We start from the raw sequence: 16,628 nt of genomic DNA on the forward strand, positions 1-16,628 counted from the left end.
TCCTCCGTCCTGGAAGTCCTGCACTCCTTCGAAAAAGCAGTCGGCAAACCCATCCCCTACGAAATCACCGCCCGCCGCGCCGGAGACCTGCCCGCCTTCTGGGCAGACGCCACCTCCGCCCTCGCCGACCTCAGCTGGTCCACCACCAAAACCATCGACGAAATGTGCGAAGACCACTGGCGCTGGCAAAAAAACAACCCCAACGGCTACAACAACTGATCGGACCGGTGGTTGAGCCTGTCGAAACCCTGCATCTCGACAAGCCCGATCACCGATGGCACCACGCAAACGGCCGCCCACCTTGGAAAGGTGGGCGGCCGCCGTCGTACTATCCGGACCTGGCCGGGTGCGTTAGCGTGCCGGGTAGTCCCGGGCCGGTTCGCCGATGTAGAGCTGGCGCGGACGGCCGATCTTCGTGTTGGGGTCGCTGATCATTTCACGCCACTGGGCGATCCAGCCGGGGAGGCGTCCGATTGCGAACAGCACGGTGAACATCTTCTCCGGGAAGCCCATGGCCTTGTAGATCAGGCCGGTGTAGAAGTCCACGTTCGGGTAGAGCTTGCGCTGGATGAAGTAGTCATCGTTGAGCGCCTTCTCTTCCAGGCGGAGGGCGATGTCCAGCAGTTCGTCGTTGCCGCCGAGCTTCTCGAGGATCTCGTGCGCGGTGGCCTTGACGATCTTGGCGCGCGGATCGTAGTTCTTGTAGACACGGTGCCCGAAGCCCATGAGGCGGACGCCGTCCTCCTTGTTCTTGACCTTCTCCATGTAGTCCTCGGGCTTGAGGCCCTCGGCCTGGATCTGCCGGAGCATTTTCAGCACAGCTTCGTTGGCGCCGCCGTGGGCCGGGCCGAAGAGGGCGTTGATGCCTGCGGAGACAGAGGCGAAGAGGTTGGCGTTGGAGGAGCCCACCAGGCGCACGGTGGAGGTGGAGCAGTTCTGCTCGTGGTCCGCGTGCAGGATGAGCAGCAGGTCCAGGGCCTTGGCCACGATCGGATCGACTTCGTAGTGCTCGGCCGGCAGGCCGAAGCTCAGGCGCAGGAAGTTCTCCACGAGGTTGTGGGAGTTGTCCGGGTACAGCATGGGCTGGCCGATGGACTTCTTGTGCGCATAGGCGGCGATGACCGGCAGCTTGGCCATGAGCCGGATGGTGGAAACTTCCACCTGCTCGGCGTTGAACGGGTCCAGCGAGTCCTGGTAGAACGTGGACAGCGCGGACACTGCGGAGGACAGGACGGGCATCGGGTGCGCATCGCGGGGGAAGCCGCCGAAGAAGCCCTTCAGCTCCTCGTGGAGCAGGGTATGGCGCCGGATCTTCTGGTCGAACTCATCCAGTTCCGTGGGCGTAGGCAGGTTGCCGTAGATCAGCAGGTAGGACACCTCAAGGAAGCTGGAGTGCTGTGCCAGCTGCTCGATGGGGTACCCGCGGTAGCGCAGGATGCCCGCATCGCCATCGATGTAGGTGATGGCCGAGGTGGTTGCCGCGGTGTTCATGAAGCCGGGGTCAAAGGTGACTGCGCCCGTCTGCTTCAGCAGCTTGGAAACGTCGTAGCCTTCGTTTCCTTCAATAACCGGGATGCGCGGGAGCTTGAGCTCCCCACCTGCGTGCAGCAGGGTCGCAGCGTTGTTGGTCTCAGTCATGGAGTCCCCTTCATGAGGCGTCTGGGCCTCTGTCGAAAGCTTGATCCAATATCAGGTGAGCCGCGCACTGACCCTGAGGACACAGGTTCCAACACCCGGGCTGCCTTCTTGTAGAAAGCCACCATTGATCAGTTAAAAAGTACCGCCCCTTGGCGGGTGTCACTAATTCGAGACAGCCTGATTCCCCCTGAAATGCCCGCGATGTGGCGCGAGTCACACGATTGTTACGGGGGTGCGTGCGCCTCCGGCTTAGCGGAGGCGGTCCACCGCAGCGTCGATCCGCTCGTCGGTTCCCGTCAGGGCAACCCGGACATAGCCGTTGCCGGACTCGCCGTAGAAGACCCCGGGGCCCACCACGATGCCGCGCTCCGCCAGCCGGGCCACGGTGTCCCAGGTGTTCTCCCCCGCCGTGGACCAGAGGTACAGGCCGGCGTCGGAATCCTTGATCTCCAGGCCGAAGTCCAGGAGCGCAGGAACCAGTCGCTCCCGGCGTCCGCGGTAAAGGTCCTTCTGCGCCTCGACGTGCGTGTCGTCTCCCAGCGCCACGCGCATGGCCTCCTGCACGGGATAGGGAACGATCATGCCGGCGTGCTTGCGGCTGTTGACGAGGTTGGGCATCAGGTCCTGATCGCCGGCCACGAAGGCGGCGCGGTAGCCTGCGAGGTTGGACTGCTTGCTGAGCGAATAAACGGCGAGCAGGCCCTGGTGCGATCCGCCGGCAACCCGCGGATCCAGGATACTGGGGACGCGCTGGCCGCCGCGCTGGACGTCCCAGGTTCCCCAGCCCAGTTCGGCGTAGCATTCATCGGACGCCACCACCGCACCCAGTTCCCGGGCCTGCACAACGAGGGCTTTCAGGGAGTCGGCGTCGCGGACGCTGCCGGTGGGGTTTCCTGGGGAATTGACCCAGATCAGGCGCACCCGGGAGCGCGTGGCGTCGTCGAGCTCGTCCAGGTTGTCCGTCGCAACAGAGGTGGCCCCTGCCAGCGTTGCGCCGATATCGTACGTCGGATACGCCACCTTGGGGCGTACGACGACGTCCCCCGGCTTCAGGCCCAGCAGCAGCGGCAGCCACGCGACCAGTTCCTTGGAACCGACCGTGGGCATGATGTTGCGGGGGTCCAGCCCGGCCACTCCCCGTCGGCGCTCGAACCAGCCCGCGATGGCCTCGCGGAGTGCGGGTGTGCCGTGCACGGTGGGGTATCCCGGTGCGTCAGCAGCGGCCTTCAGCGCATCCTGGATCAGTGCCGGGGTGGGATCCACCGGTGTCCCGATGGACAGGTTCACCACTCCGCCAGGATGCTCCGAGGCCTTCGCGAGGTACGGCGCCATGGCCTCCCACGGGTAATCGGGCAGGTCAAGGCCGAACGAATTCACTGCTGCAGTCATCTTCCCGCGGGCGTCAGTGGTCTTGGTTCTGCGGCGGCAGGGCGGCGATCATCGGGTGGTCCTTGCCGGTGTTGCCGATCTTGGCGGCACCACCCGGTGAACCGAGGTCGTCGAAGAACTCGACGTTGGCCTTGTAGTAGTCTGCCCACTCGTCCGGAGTGTCATCCTCGTAGTAGATCGCCTCAACCGGGCATACGGGCTCGCAGGCGCCGCAGTCGACGCATTCGTCCGGATGGATGTACAGCGAACGCTCACCTTCATAGATGCAGTCGACGGGGCATTCTTCGATACATGCCTTGTCCTTGACATCCACACACGGCTGCGCGATTACGTACGTCACGTCCCTGGCCTCTCCACGTTGGTTCCGGCGACCCGCCGGTTCTTGCATCCGGCAGCTGCGGCCGGACTCTTGACATCTGAGCCTATTATCTCCCAGCCCGTTCCCGCGAACCTAGCCGGCACCCCTAGTATGAACTGGTGAGTCAGCCGCCTACCCCCGCAGTTCCTTGCCGCAGCCAAACCCGGAACACGGGTGGTGGTCCGCTACCGGTTCGAGGACGGCCTCACGGACGCCCTGGGCCACCTGGTCTCCTGCGACGCCGGTGCCTGCACCATCCGAACCCGGCAGGCCGACGTCGTAATTCCCCTTGGCCTTGTGGTGGCGGCCAAGCAGGTTCCCCCGGCGCCCGAACGCCGCCGGCCGCGCGGCTAGGGTATCTCTCACTGCGCCGGGACGTCCACTGCGCGCCGATGCCCGCTGTCACTGCGCACTGCGTAGGTGGCAAGTGCCCGCTGCACCATCAGCACGAACTCCTGCGGCTTGCCGGCAAGCATCTCAAAGGTCACACGCAGCGTGGGGACGCCGCGGACGACAGTGACGTTCCACCGCCTCCTGTCCTCGCGGTATGCAGACCGGCTGCTGTGGTGGTCAAAGCCGTCGGTTTCGATCCCCAGGAGGCCATCAACCAGGAGGTCCAGGTGGCCCATACCGGGAATCTTTACCTGCATCTCGACCGTCAGGCCCGCCTCTTCCAACAGATAGCGGGCCATCGTCTCGATAATGGAGCCGGATTGGGGCCTGATTCTGGCCACCAGGCTGAGGATTGACTTTTCCCGCAGGCCGGGAAGCGTTCCCGCAGGACCGGCAGCTGAATCAGCCCCTTCTTGACGGCGGATTCTGCAACGACCAGTCCGTCCAGCGGCGGCAGGCAGCGCAGCGCCTGGCACACAACGTCCAGGTACGTAGGCGGAACACTGCCCCGATGAACCACGCAGCCGGGGATCCTACGTCCGTGCCGCGCGGCAAGATGCGGCACGTCGGGCGTGCTGACCACCCACAAACCCGCCGCCGCAGCAGCGGTGACGCACGCCGGCACGGCGTGATGGCGGGCGGCATGGACGAGCAGCGGGTCGGCATCGGGCAGCGCGTAAACACCGCGCGCGATCCTCTGAACGGAAGCATCCAGCACGCCCGCTTCAATGCTCCCGCGCGGGACACCGGCTTGCCTGAGGTTGCTGGTGCTGCCCACTCCGCCCATCGCCGCCAAGACATCGGTAACAGTTCTCATGGGTGCATGCTGCCGGTTCCGGCCTCCCGGACGCAGCGGGAGCCACGCCTATGTGGAAAGCGGCAGGGCGCAGGGCCGGCGAAGCTCGATGCGCCGGGACTTCCGCTGCGGCCCAAGGGCCCGTTTCACTCCGCACAGCGGTATGAAGAAAGCCACCGGCAAGTTGCCGGTGGCTTTCTTCGGGAACTGCGGTCTTGCTACGCCTTGGCGCGGGCGCGGTTTGCCTTGGCACGCTCGTTGGTGTCCAGGATGACCTTGCGGATGCGGATGGCTTCCGGGGTCACCTCCACGCACTCGTCCTCGCGGGCGAATTCCAGCGACTCTTCGAGGGTGAGCTCGCGCGGCGGCGTCAGGTTCTCGAAGGTATCGGAAGAAGCGGCACGCATGTTGGTGAGCTTCTTTTCCTTGGTGATGTTCACGTCCATGTCATCGGCGCGGGAGTTCTCGCCAACAATCATGCCCTCGTACACCTCGGAGGTGGGCTTGACGAAGAACGAGCCGCGTTCCTGCAGGTTGATCATGGCGAACGGGGTCACAACACCTGCGCGGTCGGCAACCATGGAACCGTTGGTGCGGTACTCGATGGGGCCGGCCCACGGCTCGTAGCCTTCGGAAATGGAAGCCGCAATTCCGGCACCGCGGGTATCGGTGAGGAACTTGGTGCGGAAACCGATCAGGCCACGGGCCGGAACGATGAACTCCATGCGGCACCAGCCGGTGCCGTGGTTGGCCATGTTGGTCATGCGGCCCTTCCGGGCTGCCATCAGCTGCGTCACCGCGCCGAGGTACTCTTCCGGCACGTCGATGGTCATGTGTTCCATCGGCTCGTGGATCTTGCCGTCGATGGTCTTGGTGACAACCTGCGGCTTGCCGACAGTCAGCTCGAAACCTTCACGGCGCATCTGCTCCACCAGGATGGCGAGGGCGAGCTCACCACGGCCCTGCACTTCCCAGGCATCCGGACGCTCGGTGGGGAGCACCTTGATGGAGACGTTACCGATCAGCTCCTTGTCCAGGCGGTCCTTCACCTGGCGGGCAGTCACCTTGGCGCCCTTGACCTTGCCGGCGAGCGGCGAGGTGTTGATACCGATGGTCATGGAGATCGCGGGATCGTCGACGGTGATCAGCGGCAGCGGCTGCGGGTTTTCGACGTCGGTCAGGGTCTCACCGATGGTGATGTCCTCGATGCCGGCGACGGCGACGATCTCACCGGGGCCTGCGGATTCGGCAGGAACGCGCTCCAGGGCCTTGGTGGCCAGGAGTTCCGTGATCTTCACGGTCTTCAGCTCGCCGTTCTGGCGGGCCCAGGCAACCTGCTGGCCCTTGCGGAGCGTTCCGTTGTAAATGCGGAGCAGGGCGAGGCGGCCCAGGAACGGGGAGGCGTCCAGATTGGTGACGTGCGCCTGCAGCACACCTTCAGGGTTGTACGTGGGTGCAGGAATGTGCTCAATGATGGCCTTGAACAGCGGTTCCAGGTCCTCGTTGTCCGGAGCGGAGCCGTTGGCGGGCTGCTCCAAGGAAGCCCGGCCAACCTTTGCGGCGGCGTAGACGACCGGCACTTCGAGGACCTTGTCCAGGTCCAGGTCCGGCACCTCGTCGGCGAGGTCGGAGGCGAGGCCCAGGAGCAGGTCCATGGACTCGTGGACCACTTCGTCGATGCGGGCGTCGGGCCGGTCGGTCTTGTTGACCAGCAGGATGACCGGCAGGTGCGCGGCCAGTGCCTTGCGCAGCACGAAGCGGGTCTGCGGCAGGGGTCCTTCCGAGGAGTCCACCAGCAGCACCACGCCGTCAACCATGGACAGGCCGCGCTCCACCTCGCCGCCGAAGTCGGCGTGGCCCGGGGTGTCGATCACGTTGATGGTGATGGTCTCGCCGTTGGAGGACGGACCGTTGTAGGCCACCGTGGTGTTCTTAGCCAGGATGGTGATGCCCTTTTCGCGCTCAAGGTCACCGGAGTCCATCACGCGGTCTTCGAGGTGGTTGTGCTCGGCGAAGGAGTTGGTCTGCTTGAGCATGGCGTCGACCAGGGTGGTCTTGCCGTGGTCAACGTGGGCCACGATCGCGACGTTGCGCAGGTCACTGCGCGATGCAGTGGCTACCGCGGTGTTGGTGGTGGTTTCAGACATGCGTAATGGCTCGATTCAGTGGAGTCAGCTGTTGTATCGCGCCAATTCCTAACCGGAACGCACGACGGATCAGGCCCTTTGCACAGGGCGCCTTCCCCCATCTTACCGGCACTGGCATTTATTGGCCTAAAAATCAGGGGTTCCGATGGCTTGCCCTGCAGCCGCATCTCCGCCACGCCGGAAAAAAGTGAGCAAAATCACTGGCCAACCGTTCCGGCATGCCACATGATTACTCTGACACCACGCAACGACGCACTGAGCAGGCCCGGAGACTTCATATGAATAGAGCCTTGGCAGGCGGCAGCCTTGGCACCTTCGGAGCCGCCGCCGTCGTTGCACTGTGCGCCTTGGTTTCCTTAGCGGGATGCACCTTGCCGGCCCCTTCCCCGGCAGCGCCTGCCGTCCAGGCCGCGGCCGCCCCAGGCCACGCGGCAGCCGCCGAAGCACCGGCTACGGGCTCCAGGGTCCGGAATCCTGCCAACGGCCGGCTCGAGGCGGTGGTCCCGGACATCAGCCGGACGGCACTCCTGATCGGCGACTCCCAGTCGGAACCCCTCGACGGATGGCCCCGCCAGGCTCTGACGGCAGCCGGGTACAAGGTCTACTTCTGCGGACGCGGCGGCACCGGGTTCGTCTCCGCCAACGGCAGCACCGGCAACTACATTGAGGCCCTCCGCGACGGTGACTGGCTGCTTCCTTCCGGGACACCTGCCCTGATCGTCATCCAAGGTGGCGGCAATGACGCCGCCAGCGGCGCCACCGACCGGCAGATCACCACCAATGCGGAAAGCCTGATCGGGGAACTGCAGGCCCGCTATCCCGGCACCCGGATGGCAATGATCGGTACGCTGGCGCGCAGCAAGGACGACGGCGGAGGGCGCCGCACGGACGTGGACACCCTGCTGGGGTCGGTGGCGGCAGAGCGCGGGCTGCCGTTTGTGTCGGTGGGCGACTGGCTGACCCGGTACGGCCTGGCCAAGGACCTCGCGGACGCCGTCCACATGAACCCGTCCGGGCGCAGGGCGCTGGGCTCCCTGCTGGAGCAGCGGCTGCGCGACCTGGGGCTCGAAAGGACGCAGGCCCCGGATACGGGCGCAGTACTGGCCGCCGGAGCCCCAGGCGAATCACAGGACTGACAGCTCAAGGCATGCAAAACGGCTGGAGCCGGCGCCTGGAAGGCACCGGCTCCAACCGTTGTAGGTGATGCCGCGGCTACGCCACTTCAGGCGGCAGCATCAGCTTCGCGCCCGGGATGGCATTGAGGAGGGCCTTGGTGTAGTCCTCCCGCGGCGATTCGAAGACCTCATCTGTGGAGCCGGTTTCCACCAGGCGTCCCTTTTCCATGACGCACACGTGGTCCGCGATCTGGCGGACCACGGCGAGGTCATGGGTGATGAACAGGTAGGTCAGCCCCAGGTTCGACTGCAGGTCCGCCAGCAGGTTCAGGACCTGCGCCTGGACCAGCACGTCCAGGGCGGACACCGCTTCGTCACAGATGATGACTTCGGGGTCCAGCGCCAGGGCACGGGCAATGGCAACACGCTGCCGCTGCCCGCCAGAGAGCTCGTTCGGGTACCGCTGCATGGCGGACTGTGGCAGTGCCACCTGGTCCAGCAGCTCCCGGACCTTCTTCTCCCGGCTCGCACTGTTGCCAATCTTGTGGACCCGCAACGGCTCCTCGATGGTGCGGAAGATGTTGTACATCGGGTCCAGGGAGCCATAGGGGTCCTGGAAGATCGGCTGAACCCGGCGACGGAACTTGAACAGCTCTGCTGCCTTAAGCTTCGAGGTGTCCACGCCGTCGAACAGGATCCGGCCGTCCGTGGGCTTTTCCAGCTGCAACACCATCTTCGCCACCGTGGACTTCCCCGACCCGGACTCCCCCACGATCGCCGTCGTGGTTCCGCGCTGGACGTTGAAGCTGACGCCGTCAACGGCCGCGAAGTCCGTTGACTTCCCCAGCCCCTGCCGGAGCTTATAGACCTTCCGCAGGTCCTGGATCTCCAGAACGTTGTCCGCAGCCGCCGGTTCTGCAGCCGGAGCCAGCAGGTCCGCCGTCTCCACGCCCTGTTCCTTGGCCGCCTGGATGCGGCGGCTGGCCAGCGACGGAGCGGACTCCACCAGCCTCTTGGTGTAGGGGTGCCGCGGGTTGCGCAGCAGCTCCAGCGACGGACCTGCCTCCACCACCCGGCCCTGGTACATCACCACGACCTTGTCGGCCCGTTCGGCTGCCAACCCCAGGTCATGGGTGATGAGCAGCACCGAGGTGCCCAGTTCGCTGGTCATGGTTTCAAGGTGGTCCAGGATCTGGCGCTGCACGGTGACGTCCAGGGCGGACGTCGGCTCGTCGGCGATCAGCAGGCGCGGCTGGCACGAGAGTCCGATGGCAATCAGGGCGCGCTGCCGCATGCCGCCGGAGAACTCGTGCGGGTACTGGTTCGCACGCCGCTTGGCGTCCGGCAGGCCGGCCTCGGCCAGCACCTTGGCGATGTCATCAGGTCCGCTGGGCCGTCCGTTCGCACGGAGCGTCTCGCGGACCTGGTAGCCGATCTTCCATACGGGGTTCAGGTTGGACATGGGGTCCTGCGGAACCATGCCGATGGTGTTGCCGCGCAACTCGATCATGCGCTGCTCGCTGGCATGGGCAATGTCCTCGCCGTCGAGCAGGATCTGGCCGCCGGAGACCCGCCCGTTGTTGGGCAGCAGTCCAATCGCCGCCAGCGCGGTGGTCGACTTGCCGGAGCCGGACTCCCCCACGATTGCCACCGTCTCGCCCGGCATGATGGTCAGGTGCGCGTCGCGGACAGCCTGGACTTCACCGCCGCTGGTCTTGAACGTGATGGCGAGGTCGCGGATTTCCAGCAGCGGCCTGGTGCCCGTGGTCCCGGCTTCTTCGATGCGGACGTCTGGAGTTGTCATCTCTTTATCTCTCATCGCTGGCGGCTCTTGGGATCGAGGGCGTCACGGACGGCGTCACCGAGCATGATGAAGCTGAGTACCGTGATGGACAGGGCCGCAGCCGGATACAGCATGATCTCCGGGCTGGTCCGGATGGACGCCTGCGCCCCGGCGATGTCATTACCCCAGGACATGATGCTCTGCGGCAGGCCGATGCCCAGGAAGGACAGGGTTGCCTCGGCCACGATAAAGACACCCAGCTCAAGCGTTGCCAGCACGATGATGGGAGCGAGTGCGTTGGGCAGCACGTGCCGCACCAGCGCCCCGAACTTGGAGACCCCCAAGGCCTGGGCGGCCGTGACGAAGTCGGCGTTGCGCACCTCGATGACGGCGCCCCGGGTGATGCGGGCCATCTGCGGCCACGCCAGGAGGGAGATGACGAACACCACCGTCCAGACGCTCTTGTTCTCGCGGAAGAAGGGCAGCTGGGTGATCACCAGCGCGCCCAGAATCAGGGGCAACGCAAAGAAGATGTCACCCAGGCGGGCAAGGACAGAATCCAGCCAGCCGCCGTAGTAGCCGGCCAGCGCACCGATGGTGACCCCGATGACCAGCACGCACAGCACCGAGAGGATGCCAACGGACAGCGATGCCTGGGTTCCGTGGATGACGCGCGAGTAGACGTCGCAGCCCTGGAAGGTAAATCCGAACGGGTGCCCGGCAGTGGGACCGCCTTCCGAGTTGGCCAGCTCGCAGCCCTCGTTTGGCGGCACTGAAGTGAACAGGCCGGGGAACAGGGCCACCACGGTCAGTGCCAAAATGAGCAGCGCCGAAATGATGAAGAGCGGACGACGGCGGAGCTTGCGCCACGCATCCGACCATAGGCTGAGCGGTGCCTGGTCAGTCTTGACGGCGTCCGTTGCCAGCAGCGGCGTTTCATCGATGGGAGCCACGAAGTGGCTGTTGTTACTGGTCATAGCGGATCCTCGGGTCAAGCCAGGCGTACAGGAGGTCGACGAGCAGGTTGGCCACCACGAACACCAGCACCAGCACGCTGACAATGGAGACGATGGTGGGCCCTTCACTGCGCAGGACTGCCTGGTACAGCTTGTTGCCGACGCCCGGAACGTTGAAGATGCCTTCGGTGACAATGGCGCCGCCCATCAGGCCGCCGAGGTTGGCGCGAGGTAGGTGACGACAGGGATCAGCGAGTTGCGCAGGATGTGGGCCATGACCACCCGCGGCCGGGAAAGGCCTTTGGCGGTCGCGGTCCGGACATAGTCCGCGTTCATGTTTTCGCTGACGGAGGCGCGGGTCAGGCGGAGGACGTACGCAAAGGACACGAGGCCCAGGACGACGGCGGGCAGCAGCAGGCTGCCCCAGTCCGCATTCGCCCCGACTGTTGGTTTGGCCCAGCCCAACTGGACGCCGAATACCAACTGGAAGACGAAGCCCAGCACGAAGGTGGGAACTGCAATGACCACCAGGGACGCCACAAGGACCGTGGAATCAAACCAGCCGCCGCGGCGCAGGCCTGCGAAAACGCCAAAGGCTACGCCGAAGATCGCCTGGATCGCCAGGGCCTCGATGGCGAGCATCGCCGTCACAGGGAAGACCCTGGCGAGACTTGCCGCGATGGGCTGGCCGGTGAAGTCGTTGCCCAGGTTGAACGTGAAGAGGTTCTTCAGGAAGAGGCCGTACTGGACCCAGAACGGTTCGTCCAGGTGGTACTGGCTGCGCAGGGTATCAATGACTGCCTGCGGCGGCTGGCGGTCGCCGAAGAGCGCCGCGATGGGGTCGCCGGGCAGTGCGAACACCATGTAGTAAACGAGAAGCGTGGTGCCGAGGAAGACCGGGATCACCTGGAGCAGTCGGCGCAGGATAAAGCGGACCACTGGATCACCAGCCTTCCGGCAGGGAAGTAAACAGGTTCATGGGGTGCCTTCCTGCCGTGCAAGCCAATGGGGGCCCGGCTGTGACCGGACCCCCATCTGCCTGGCGGCAAGTGAGTTCTGGAACTACTTAGCCGTGATATCGAAGTAGCGGATGCCGCCGTTCCAGCCTGTCTCGGCCTTCACAACGTTGTTACTCCATACGATCGGCCGTGCCTGGTCCCAGAGCGGCAGGCCCGGAAGATCTTCAAAGAGGATCTCCTGTGCCTGGTTGAACTTGGCGTTTGCCTCTTCCGTGGTCTTGGCGGCGAGGCCCTCCTTGAGCAGCTTGTCGAACTCGGGGTTCGTGTACTTCTCGTAGTTGGAGGAGGCGTTCGTTGCCCAGACGGGTCCCAGGAAGTTGTAGAGCGAGGGGTAGTCGCCCTGCCAGCCGGCGCGGGTCAGGCCCGGAAGCTGCTGGGACTTGCGCAGGTTCAGCACCTCTGCGAACTTCGCGAAGGGCTGGATTTCAGCCTGGATGCCCAGGTTGTTCTTGAAGCCGTTGGCTACAGCGTCGATCCATTCCTTGTTGCCGCCATCGGTGTTGGAGGCAATCTGGAGCGGCTTGGAATCGTCGTACGGCTGGATCTTCTCCGCCTGTGCCCACAGGTCCTTGGCCTTGGCGGCGTCGAACTTCAGAACTTCGCTGCCCTTGATTCCTTCTTCAAAACCTTCGATCACCGGCGGAACAAAGGCCTTGGCCGGGGTACGGGTGCCGTTGAAGATGACCTTGGCAATTTCCTCGCGGTTGATGGCGTAGGACAGTGCCTGGCGGCGGAGCTTGCCGGCTTCACCCTGGAAGTTCGGGTTGTACGGCGGGATGTTCAGCGTGGAGTTGGTTGCCACCGGCTTGGTGGCGTTGCGGTCCGGGAAGTCGGTGACGTAGGTCTTCAGCGCGTTGGACGGAAGCACGTCGGTGACATCCAGGTTGTCGGACTGCAGGTCCGTGTAAGCCGGGCCCGGATCCGTGTAGAACTTGAAGGTGACGCCGCCGTTCTTGGCTTCGCGGGGACCGCTGTAGTCAGGGTTCTTCACGAGCGAGATGGACTGGTCGTGAACCCAGGCGCCTTCCTTTTCCATCTTGTACGGACCGTTGCCCACCGGGTTTTCACCGAAGGCCTTCGGGTCGGCCAGGGCGGCAGAGGGAAGCGGGAAGAATGCCGAGTAACCAAGCCGCAACGACCAGTCAGCCTCCGGCTGGGCCAGCTTCACAGTGATGGTGGAGTCGTCCTTGGCCACCAGCCCGGACATGGTCTCCGCGGTGGGAGCCGGGGTGGTTTTGGTCTTGCCGTCCGCGCTGGTTTCCTGGGTGACGGCGGAAACTTCCTCGTAGCCCTCGATGGACTCGAAGAAGAAGCCGTTGTTCTGCAGGTTCTTCGAGTTGGCGGCGTAGTTCCAGGAGTCCACGAACGTCTTGGCGGTGATTTCCTCGCCGTTGGTGAACTTCGTGCCCTGCTTGACCTTGATGGTCCAGTTCTGGGCGTCATCGGATTCAATGGATTCCGCGAGGGCATTGACCGGCTTGCCGTCGGCGTCGTAGGTCCGCAGGCCTTCGAAGAGCAGCTCGACAACGCGGCCGCCATACACTTCGTTGGTGTTTGCCGGCAGCAACGGGTTCTGTGGTTCGTTGCTGTAGGCGCTGATGACCTTGTTGGGGTCGCCGGTTGATTCGCCGCCCCCTTCAGTGGTGCCGCCTCCAGCGCCGCACCCGGTCAGGGCAAGCGCGGCGATTGCCACGATGCCCAGTGCTTTGGAAGTGCGCGTGAAACGCATTCCGCCTCCTATGAGTTGTGGGAGATATCGAGGGAATTCTTGTGCTTCCCCGCAGGCCGGACGCAGCTTTCACACTGTGACGCAGCCTACATATGACGATTAGCCTAACCGCACGGAGTCCAAATACTGGTACTCCGTTGCCAAACCGTGACCGAGATGCTCCAGTGCGATACCCGGTGAACGGAAGTTGTGCAAGTCACATGCTACTCGCGAGTAGCCCGCGCCGCTAATCGGATGCGTGAGCGCTCACAAGGATGCGCCGCTGGAAGGAGGTCCCGCTGGAAGCGAAGGGTTAGGCCAGGCGCCAGTCCCACACATTCCACCAGACGCCCAGGGGCCCGGAGCTTGATTTCACGCCGGTGATCCGCGGGCCGAAGGCGGTGGTGCCGATGGTCTGGTAGAGCGGGAGCCCGTAGGCGTTTTCCCAGATCTGTTTGTCGATTTCCGCGAGCAGCTCGTCCTGTTTGCCCAGGTCCGTGGTCCGTGCGAGCTCTTCCATGGCTTTATCCGCGTCGGTGTCCGAGAAGCCGTTGAAGTTGCTGCCAGCGCCCGTCCGGAAAATCTGCGGCACGCGGCTCACCCCGGCGCTGCTGCCAATCCAGCCCAGCAGCGCAGCGTCGTGGCCTTCCTCGCCTAGTGACCTGGCCCAGTCGGCGCTGCTTTGCCCGCCGTCCTCCACCCGGAATCCCGCAAGTGCCGCCGAGTCCCGGATCAGGGCGAAGGCCTCTGCACGGTTGGGGTTGTCCCGGTTGTAGAGGATCCTGACCGTGGGTGTCTCCCCGTCAAGGAGCTCTTTTGCAGCTTCGATATCCACCTCGGCGAATTCTGTTGAGCCGTTGTTCCTGGCGGTGTCCGCATACTTGGGCTGTGCCGGCAGGAAGACGTGGGAGTCCAGCGGTTTTGCGTCCGGTTGCAAGTCCCCTACCACGGCGTCGACGATGGCCTGGCGCGGGACGGTCTTGAGGAATGCCTCTCGGACATCCCGGCTGGCGAACGGGCCGGAGAAGTTGAGGTCCAGGTGGTCATAGCCGGACTGGTTGTACCGTTCGAGGGTATTGCCCTGCTCCGCCAGGCCCGCGAACACGTCTTCGGTTCCGGCCGAGGGCTGGGGGGCAATGATGTCCGCCTGCCCGTTCCGCAGGGCGTCGACGGCCCCCGAAAGGGCCCCCGTGAACCGGACGTTGATTTCATCCAGCCACGGTTCGGACCCCCAGACGTAATCCCGGTTCCGGACAAGCCTCATCGAGACTTCGGGAACGATGTCCACCACGATGTACGGGCCGCTGGAAAGGTACAGGGCGGGGTCGTCCGGGAGGGCCTTCGTATCGAAGCCCGAGTTCCAGAAATCGCTGACCGCCTTCAGCTCCGTGTTGACCGCGGGCTTCTCTGGGTCGCCCCGCGGTGAGTCGCGAAGCAGTTCAACCAGGTCCTCTTCATCGTTCAGCCCGCTCTTGGCCGCGACGACGTGCGCCGGGAGGCCGACGTCGAAGGCTACTTCCCAGTCAGCGTACGGAGTGGCGTATTCGAGGGTGATCGAACGCCCGTCTCCCCCCACTTCGGGAAAGACCGTGCCGGCCAGCCCGCTGGTGTCCGATGCCGTGGAAAAGTATCTGGTGCCGGTTCCCGCCATGGGGTCGGCGTCGTCGAAGTAGCCTGACCCTGCCGCCCAGCTGAGGAGGAGGTCGCCGGCGTCGATGGCCTCGCCGTCGGACCATTTGACGCCTTCGTTGACGGTGTACTTCACCTTGAGGGGCTCGTCGGACACCTTCTCGAACCGGCCGAACTTGTCATTGCGGACCACCGCCGCCTTGTCGTCCAGGTAGTAGAACCCGGAGTGGTGATGTAACCGATCTTGGAATTGATGTCCGTGTTGCCGTCGGCGCTGTACGGATTGAAGGATGAGAACGCGTTGACTTCGGCGACCGTGGCAGTCCCGCCCCGCTTCGCCTCCCCTACGATCACAGGCGCGGTGCCGCCGCCGGAGCAGCCCGAAAGCACCACCACAGCCGCAAGGGCCGCGGTGACATAACGCATCAGACGCCCGACCGGCATGCCGCCTCCTTGTGTTTTCCCTTCGGGGAAAGGGGACCTGGAGCTGCCAGGATCACGCCCTACATAGTCAGGATAAGGTGTCCGCGCAGGCAGACGCTGGACCGGCTCAGACGTTGAAGCGGAACTCCACCACATCGCCGTCGGCCATGACATATTCCTTGCCTTCGATCCGCACCTTGCCGCGGGACTTGGCTTCCGCCATGGAGCCCGCATCGACGAGGTCGTCGAAGGAGACCACTTCGGCCTTGATGAACCCGCGCTGGAAGTCCGAATGGATGACGCCCGCCGCCTGTGGCGCGGTGTCCCCCTGCTTGATGGTCCAGGCGCGTGCTTCCTTGGGGCCTGCCGTGAGGTAGGTCTGCAGGCCCAGGGTGTGGAAGCCGACCCGCGCCAGCTGGTCGAGGCCGGACTCGTCCTGTCCGTTCATTTCCAGCATTTCGCGGGCTTCTTCCTCGTCCAGTTCCACGAGGTCGGCCTCAAGCTTGGCATCCAGGAAGATGCAGTCTGCGGGGGCAACCAGGGCGCGGAGCTCCTCCTGCTTTTCCGGGCTGCCCAGGATTGCCTCGTCCGCGTTGAAGACGTAGATGAAGGGCTTGGCCGTCAGCAGGCCGAGCTCCTTGAGGTGTTCCATCTCCAGCTTGTCGCTCTTGATCGAGGAGTAGATGGTGTCGCCGCGTTCAAGGACCGCCTGCGCTGCCTTGATGGCTGCCAGCTCTGCGGCCTCGCGCTTCTTGATCTTGACCTCTTTTTCGATCCGGGGGATGGCCTTCTCGATGGTCTGCAGGTCGGCGAGGATGAGCTCGGTGTTGATGGTTTCCATGTCCGAGCGCGGATCCACCTTGCCGTCGACGTGGACGACGTCGGGATCGTCGAAGACGCGGACCACTTCGGCGATGGCTTCGGCTTCACGGATGTTGGCAAGGAACTGGTTGCCGAGCCCTTCGCCTTCGGATGCGCCCTTGACGATGCCGGCGATGTCCACGAAGGAGACCGCTGCGGGCAGGATGCGCTGCGAACCGAAGATCCCGGCCAGCTTGTCGAGGCGGGGGTCGGGCAGGTTCACGACGCCGACGTTCGGTTCGATGGTGGCGAACGGATAGTTCGCGGCCAGGACCTGGTTGCGGGTAAGCGCGTTGAAGAGGGTTGATTTGCCGACGTTGGGCAGTCCGACGATGCCAATAGTAAGAGCCACGAGCATTGATTCTACCCGCAGGGCGTCCCCCGCCTGTACCCGTGGATGTCACTGCCCCCGA

Annotated in this window: 13 protein-coding genes and 2 pseudogenes; 3 read left to right on the forward strand and 12 right to left on the reverse strand. The window is 64.5% G+C overall.

Annotated features, from left to right (window positions below):
* Nucleotides 1-219 (forward strand): annotated as a pseudogene (locus G205_RS04735) (UDP-glucose 4-epimerase GalE); the annotation flags it as partial.
* A gap of 132 nt (nt 220-351) precedes the next feature.
* On the opposite strand, the gene G205_RS04740 reads toward G205_RS04735, so the two are convergent.
* The 3 genes from G205_RS04740 to fdxA form a co-directional block, all read right to left on the reverse strand.
* Nucleotides 352-1,638, reverse strand: coding sequence for a citrate synthase (locus tag G205_RS04740; protein WP_009356970.1), 1,287 nt, complete (start codon nt 1,636-1,638; stop codon nt 352-354).
* A gap of 249 nt (nt 1,639-1,887) precedes the next feature.
* Nucleotides 1,888-3,027: a succinyldiaminopimelate transaminase gene (gene dapC / locus G205_RS04745; RefSeq protein ID WP_009356971.1), complete on the reverse strand. Its 1,140-nt coding sequence runs from the start codon at nt 3,025-3,027 to the stop codon at nt 1,888-1,890.
* Between the two features lie 13 nt (nt 3,028-3,040).
* Nucleotides 3,041-3,367: a ferredoxin gene (gene fdxA / locus G205_RS04750; protein WP_009356972.1), complete on the reverse strand. Its 327-nt coding sequence runs from the start codon at nt 3,365-3,367 to the stop codon at nt 3,041-3,043.
* Nucleotides 3,368-3,559: 192 nt separating this feature from the next.
* Between fdxA and G205_RS04755 the strand changes: the two genes are divergently transcribed.
* On the forward strand, nt 3,560-3,739 hold the full coding sequence (locus G205_RS04755; protein WP_035752096.1) for a putative acetyltransferase: 180 nt from the start codon (nt 3,560-3,562) through the stop codon (nt 3,737-3,739).
* 8 nt (nt 3,740-3,747) lie between these two features.
* On the opposite strand, the gene G205_RS04760 is transcribed toward G205_RS04755, so the two are convergent.
* Nucleotides 3,748-4,119 (reverse strand): hypothetical protein, encoded by a 372-nt coding sequence (locus G205_RS04760; RefSeq protein WP_152419530.1) that lies wholly within the window; start codon nt 4,117-4,119, stop codon nt 3,748-3,750.
* Between the two features lie 673 nt (nt 4,120-4,792).
* Entirely contained in the window at nt 4,793-6,721 is a 1,929-nt protein-coding gene (gene typA / locus G205_RS04765; RefSeq protein WP_009356976.1) for a translational GTPase TypA, read from the reverse strand.
* Nucleotides 6,722-7,092: 371 nt separating this feature from the next.
* Between typA and G205_RS04770 the strand changes: the two genes are divergently transcribed.
* Entirely contained in the window at nt 7,093-7,857 is a 765-nt protein-coding gene (locus tag G205_RS04770; protein ID WP_338058377.1) for an SGNH/GDSL hydrolase family protein, read from the forward strand.
* Nucleotides 7,858-7,933: 76 nt separating this feature from the next.
* Here the strand turns inward: G205_RS04770 and G205_RS04775 are convergent, their stop codons facing one another.
* From G205_RS04775 to ychF, 7 genes and pseudogenes are all read right to left on the reverse strand, one after another.
* Entirely contained in the window at nt 7,934-9,640 is a 1,707-nt protein-coding gene (locus tag G205_RS04775) for a dipeptide ABC transporter ATP-binding protein (protein WP_009356978.1), read from the reverse strand.
* A gap of 11 nt (nt 9,641-9,651) precedes the next feature.
* Nucleotides 9,652-10,596 (reverse strand): ABC transporter permease, encoded by a 945-nt coding sequence (locus G205_RS04780; protein WP_009356979.1) that lies wholly within the window; start codon nt 10,594-10,596, stop codon nt 9,652-9,654.
* Nucleotides 10,586-11,514 (reverse strand): annotated as a pseudogene (locus G205_RS04785) (ABC transporter permease). The gene G205_RS04780 and the pseudogene G205_RS04785 overlap by 11 nt, the downstream one beginning before the upstream one ends.
* A gap of 123 nt (nt 11,515-11,637) precedes the next feature.
* The gene (locus G205_RS04790) at nt 11,638-13,323 is read right to left on the reverse strand and encodes a peptide ABC transporter substrate-binding protein (protein WP_009356980.1); all 1,686 of its coding nucleotides are present in this window, start codon (nt 13,321-13,323) and stop codon (nt 11,638-11,640) included.
* Nucleotides 13,324-13,615: 292 nt separating this feature from the next.
* Nucleotides 13,616-15,124: an ABC transporter family substrate-binding protein gene (locus tag G205_RS04795; protein ID WP_009356981.1), complete on the reverse strand. Its 1,509-nt coding sequence runs from the start codon at nt 15,122-15,124 to the stop codon at nt 13,616-13,618.
* A complete protein-coding gene (locus G205_RS22500) occupies nt 15,064-15,375 on the reverse strand; it encodes a hypothetical protein (RefSeq protein WP_235046789.1) in 312 nt (103 codons plus the stop codon). The genes G205_RS04795 and G205_RS22500 overlap by 61 nt, the downstream gene beginning before the upstream one ends.
* A 106-nt stretch (nt 15,376-15,481) precedes the next feature.
* Nucleotides 15,482-16,567, reverse strand: coding sequence for a redox-regulated ATPase YchF (gene ychF, locus G205_RS04800; RefSeq protein WP_009356983.1), 1,086 nt, complete (start codon nt 16,565-16,567; stop codon nt 15,482-15,484).
* Nucleotides 16,568-16,628 lie beyond the last annotated feature (61 nt).

The sequence above is a fragment of the Arthrobacter nitrophenolicus genome, from assembly GCF_000332815.1.
In the GTDB taxonomy this organism is placed as follows: domain Bacteria; phylum Actinomycetota; class Actinomycetes; order Actinomycetales; family Micrococcaceae; genus Arthrobacter; species Arthrobacter nitrophenolicus.

Bases quoted from the DNA above. Each gene is read 5' to 3' on its own strand.
- G205_RS04740 (WP_009356970.1), bottom strand. From the start codon at position 1,638: ATGACTGAGACCAACAACGCTGCGACCCTGCTGCACGCAGGTGGGGAG.
- dapC (WP_009356971.1), bottom strand. From the start codon at position 3,027: ATGACTGCAGCAGTGAATTCGTTCGGCCTTGACCTGCCCGATTACCCG.
- typA (WP_009356976.1), bottom strand. From the start codon at position 6,721: ATGTCTGAAACCACCACCAACACCGCGGTAGCCACTGCATCGCGCAGT.
- G205_RS04775 (WP_009356978.1), bottom strand. From the start codon at position 9,640: ATGACAACTCCAGACGTCCGCATCGAAGAAGCCGGGACCACGGGCACC.
- G205_RS04780 (WP_009356979.1), bottom strand. From the start codon at position 10,596: ATGACCAGTAACAACAGCCACTTCGTGGCTCCCATCGATGAAACGCCG.
- G205_RS04790 (WP_009356980.1), bottom strand. From the start codon at position 13,323: ATGCGTTTCACGCGCACTTCCAAAGCACTGGGCATCGTGGCAATCGCC.
- G205_RS22500 (WP_235046789.1), bottom strand. From the start codon at position 15,375: ATGCCGGTCGGGCGTCTGATGCGTTATGTCACCGCGGCCCTTGCGGCT.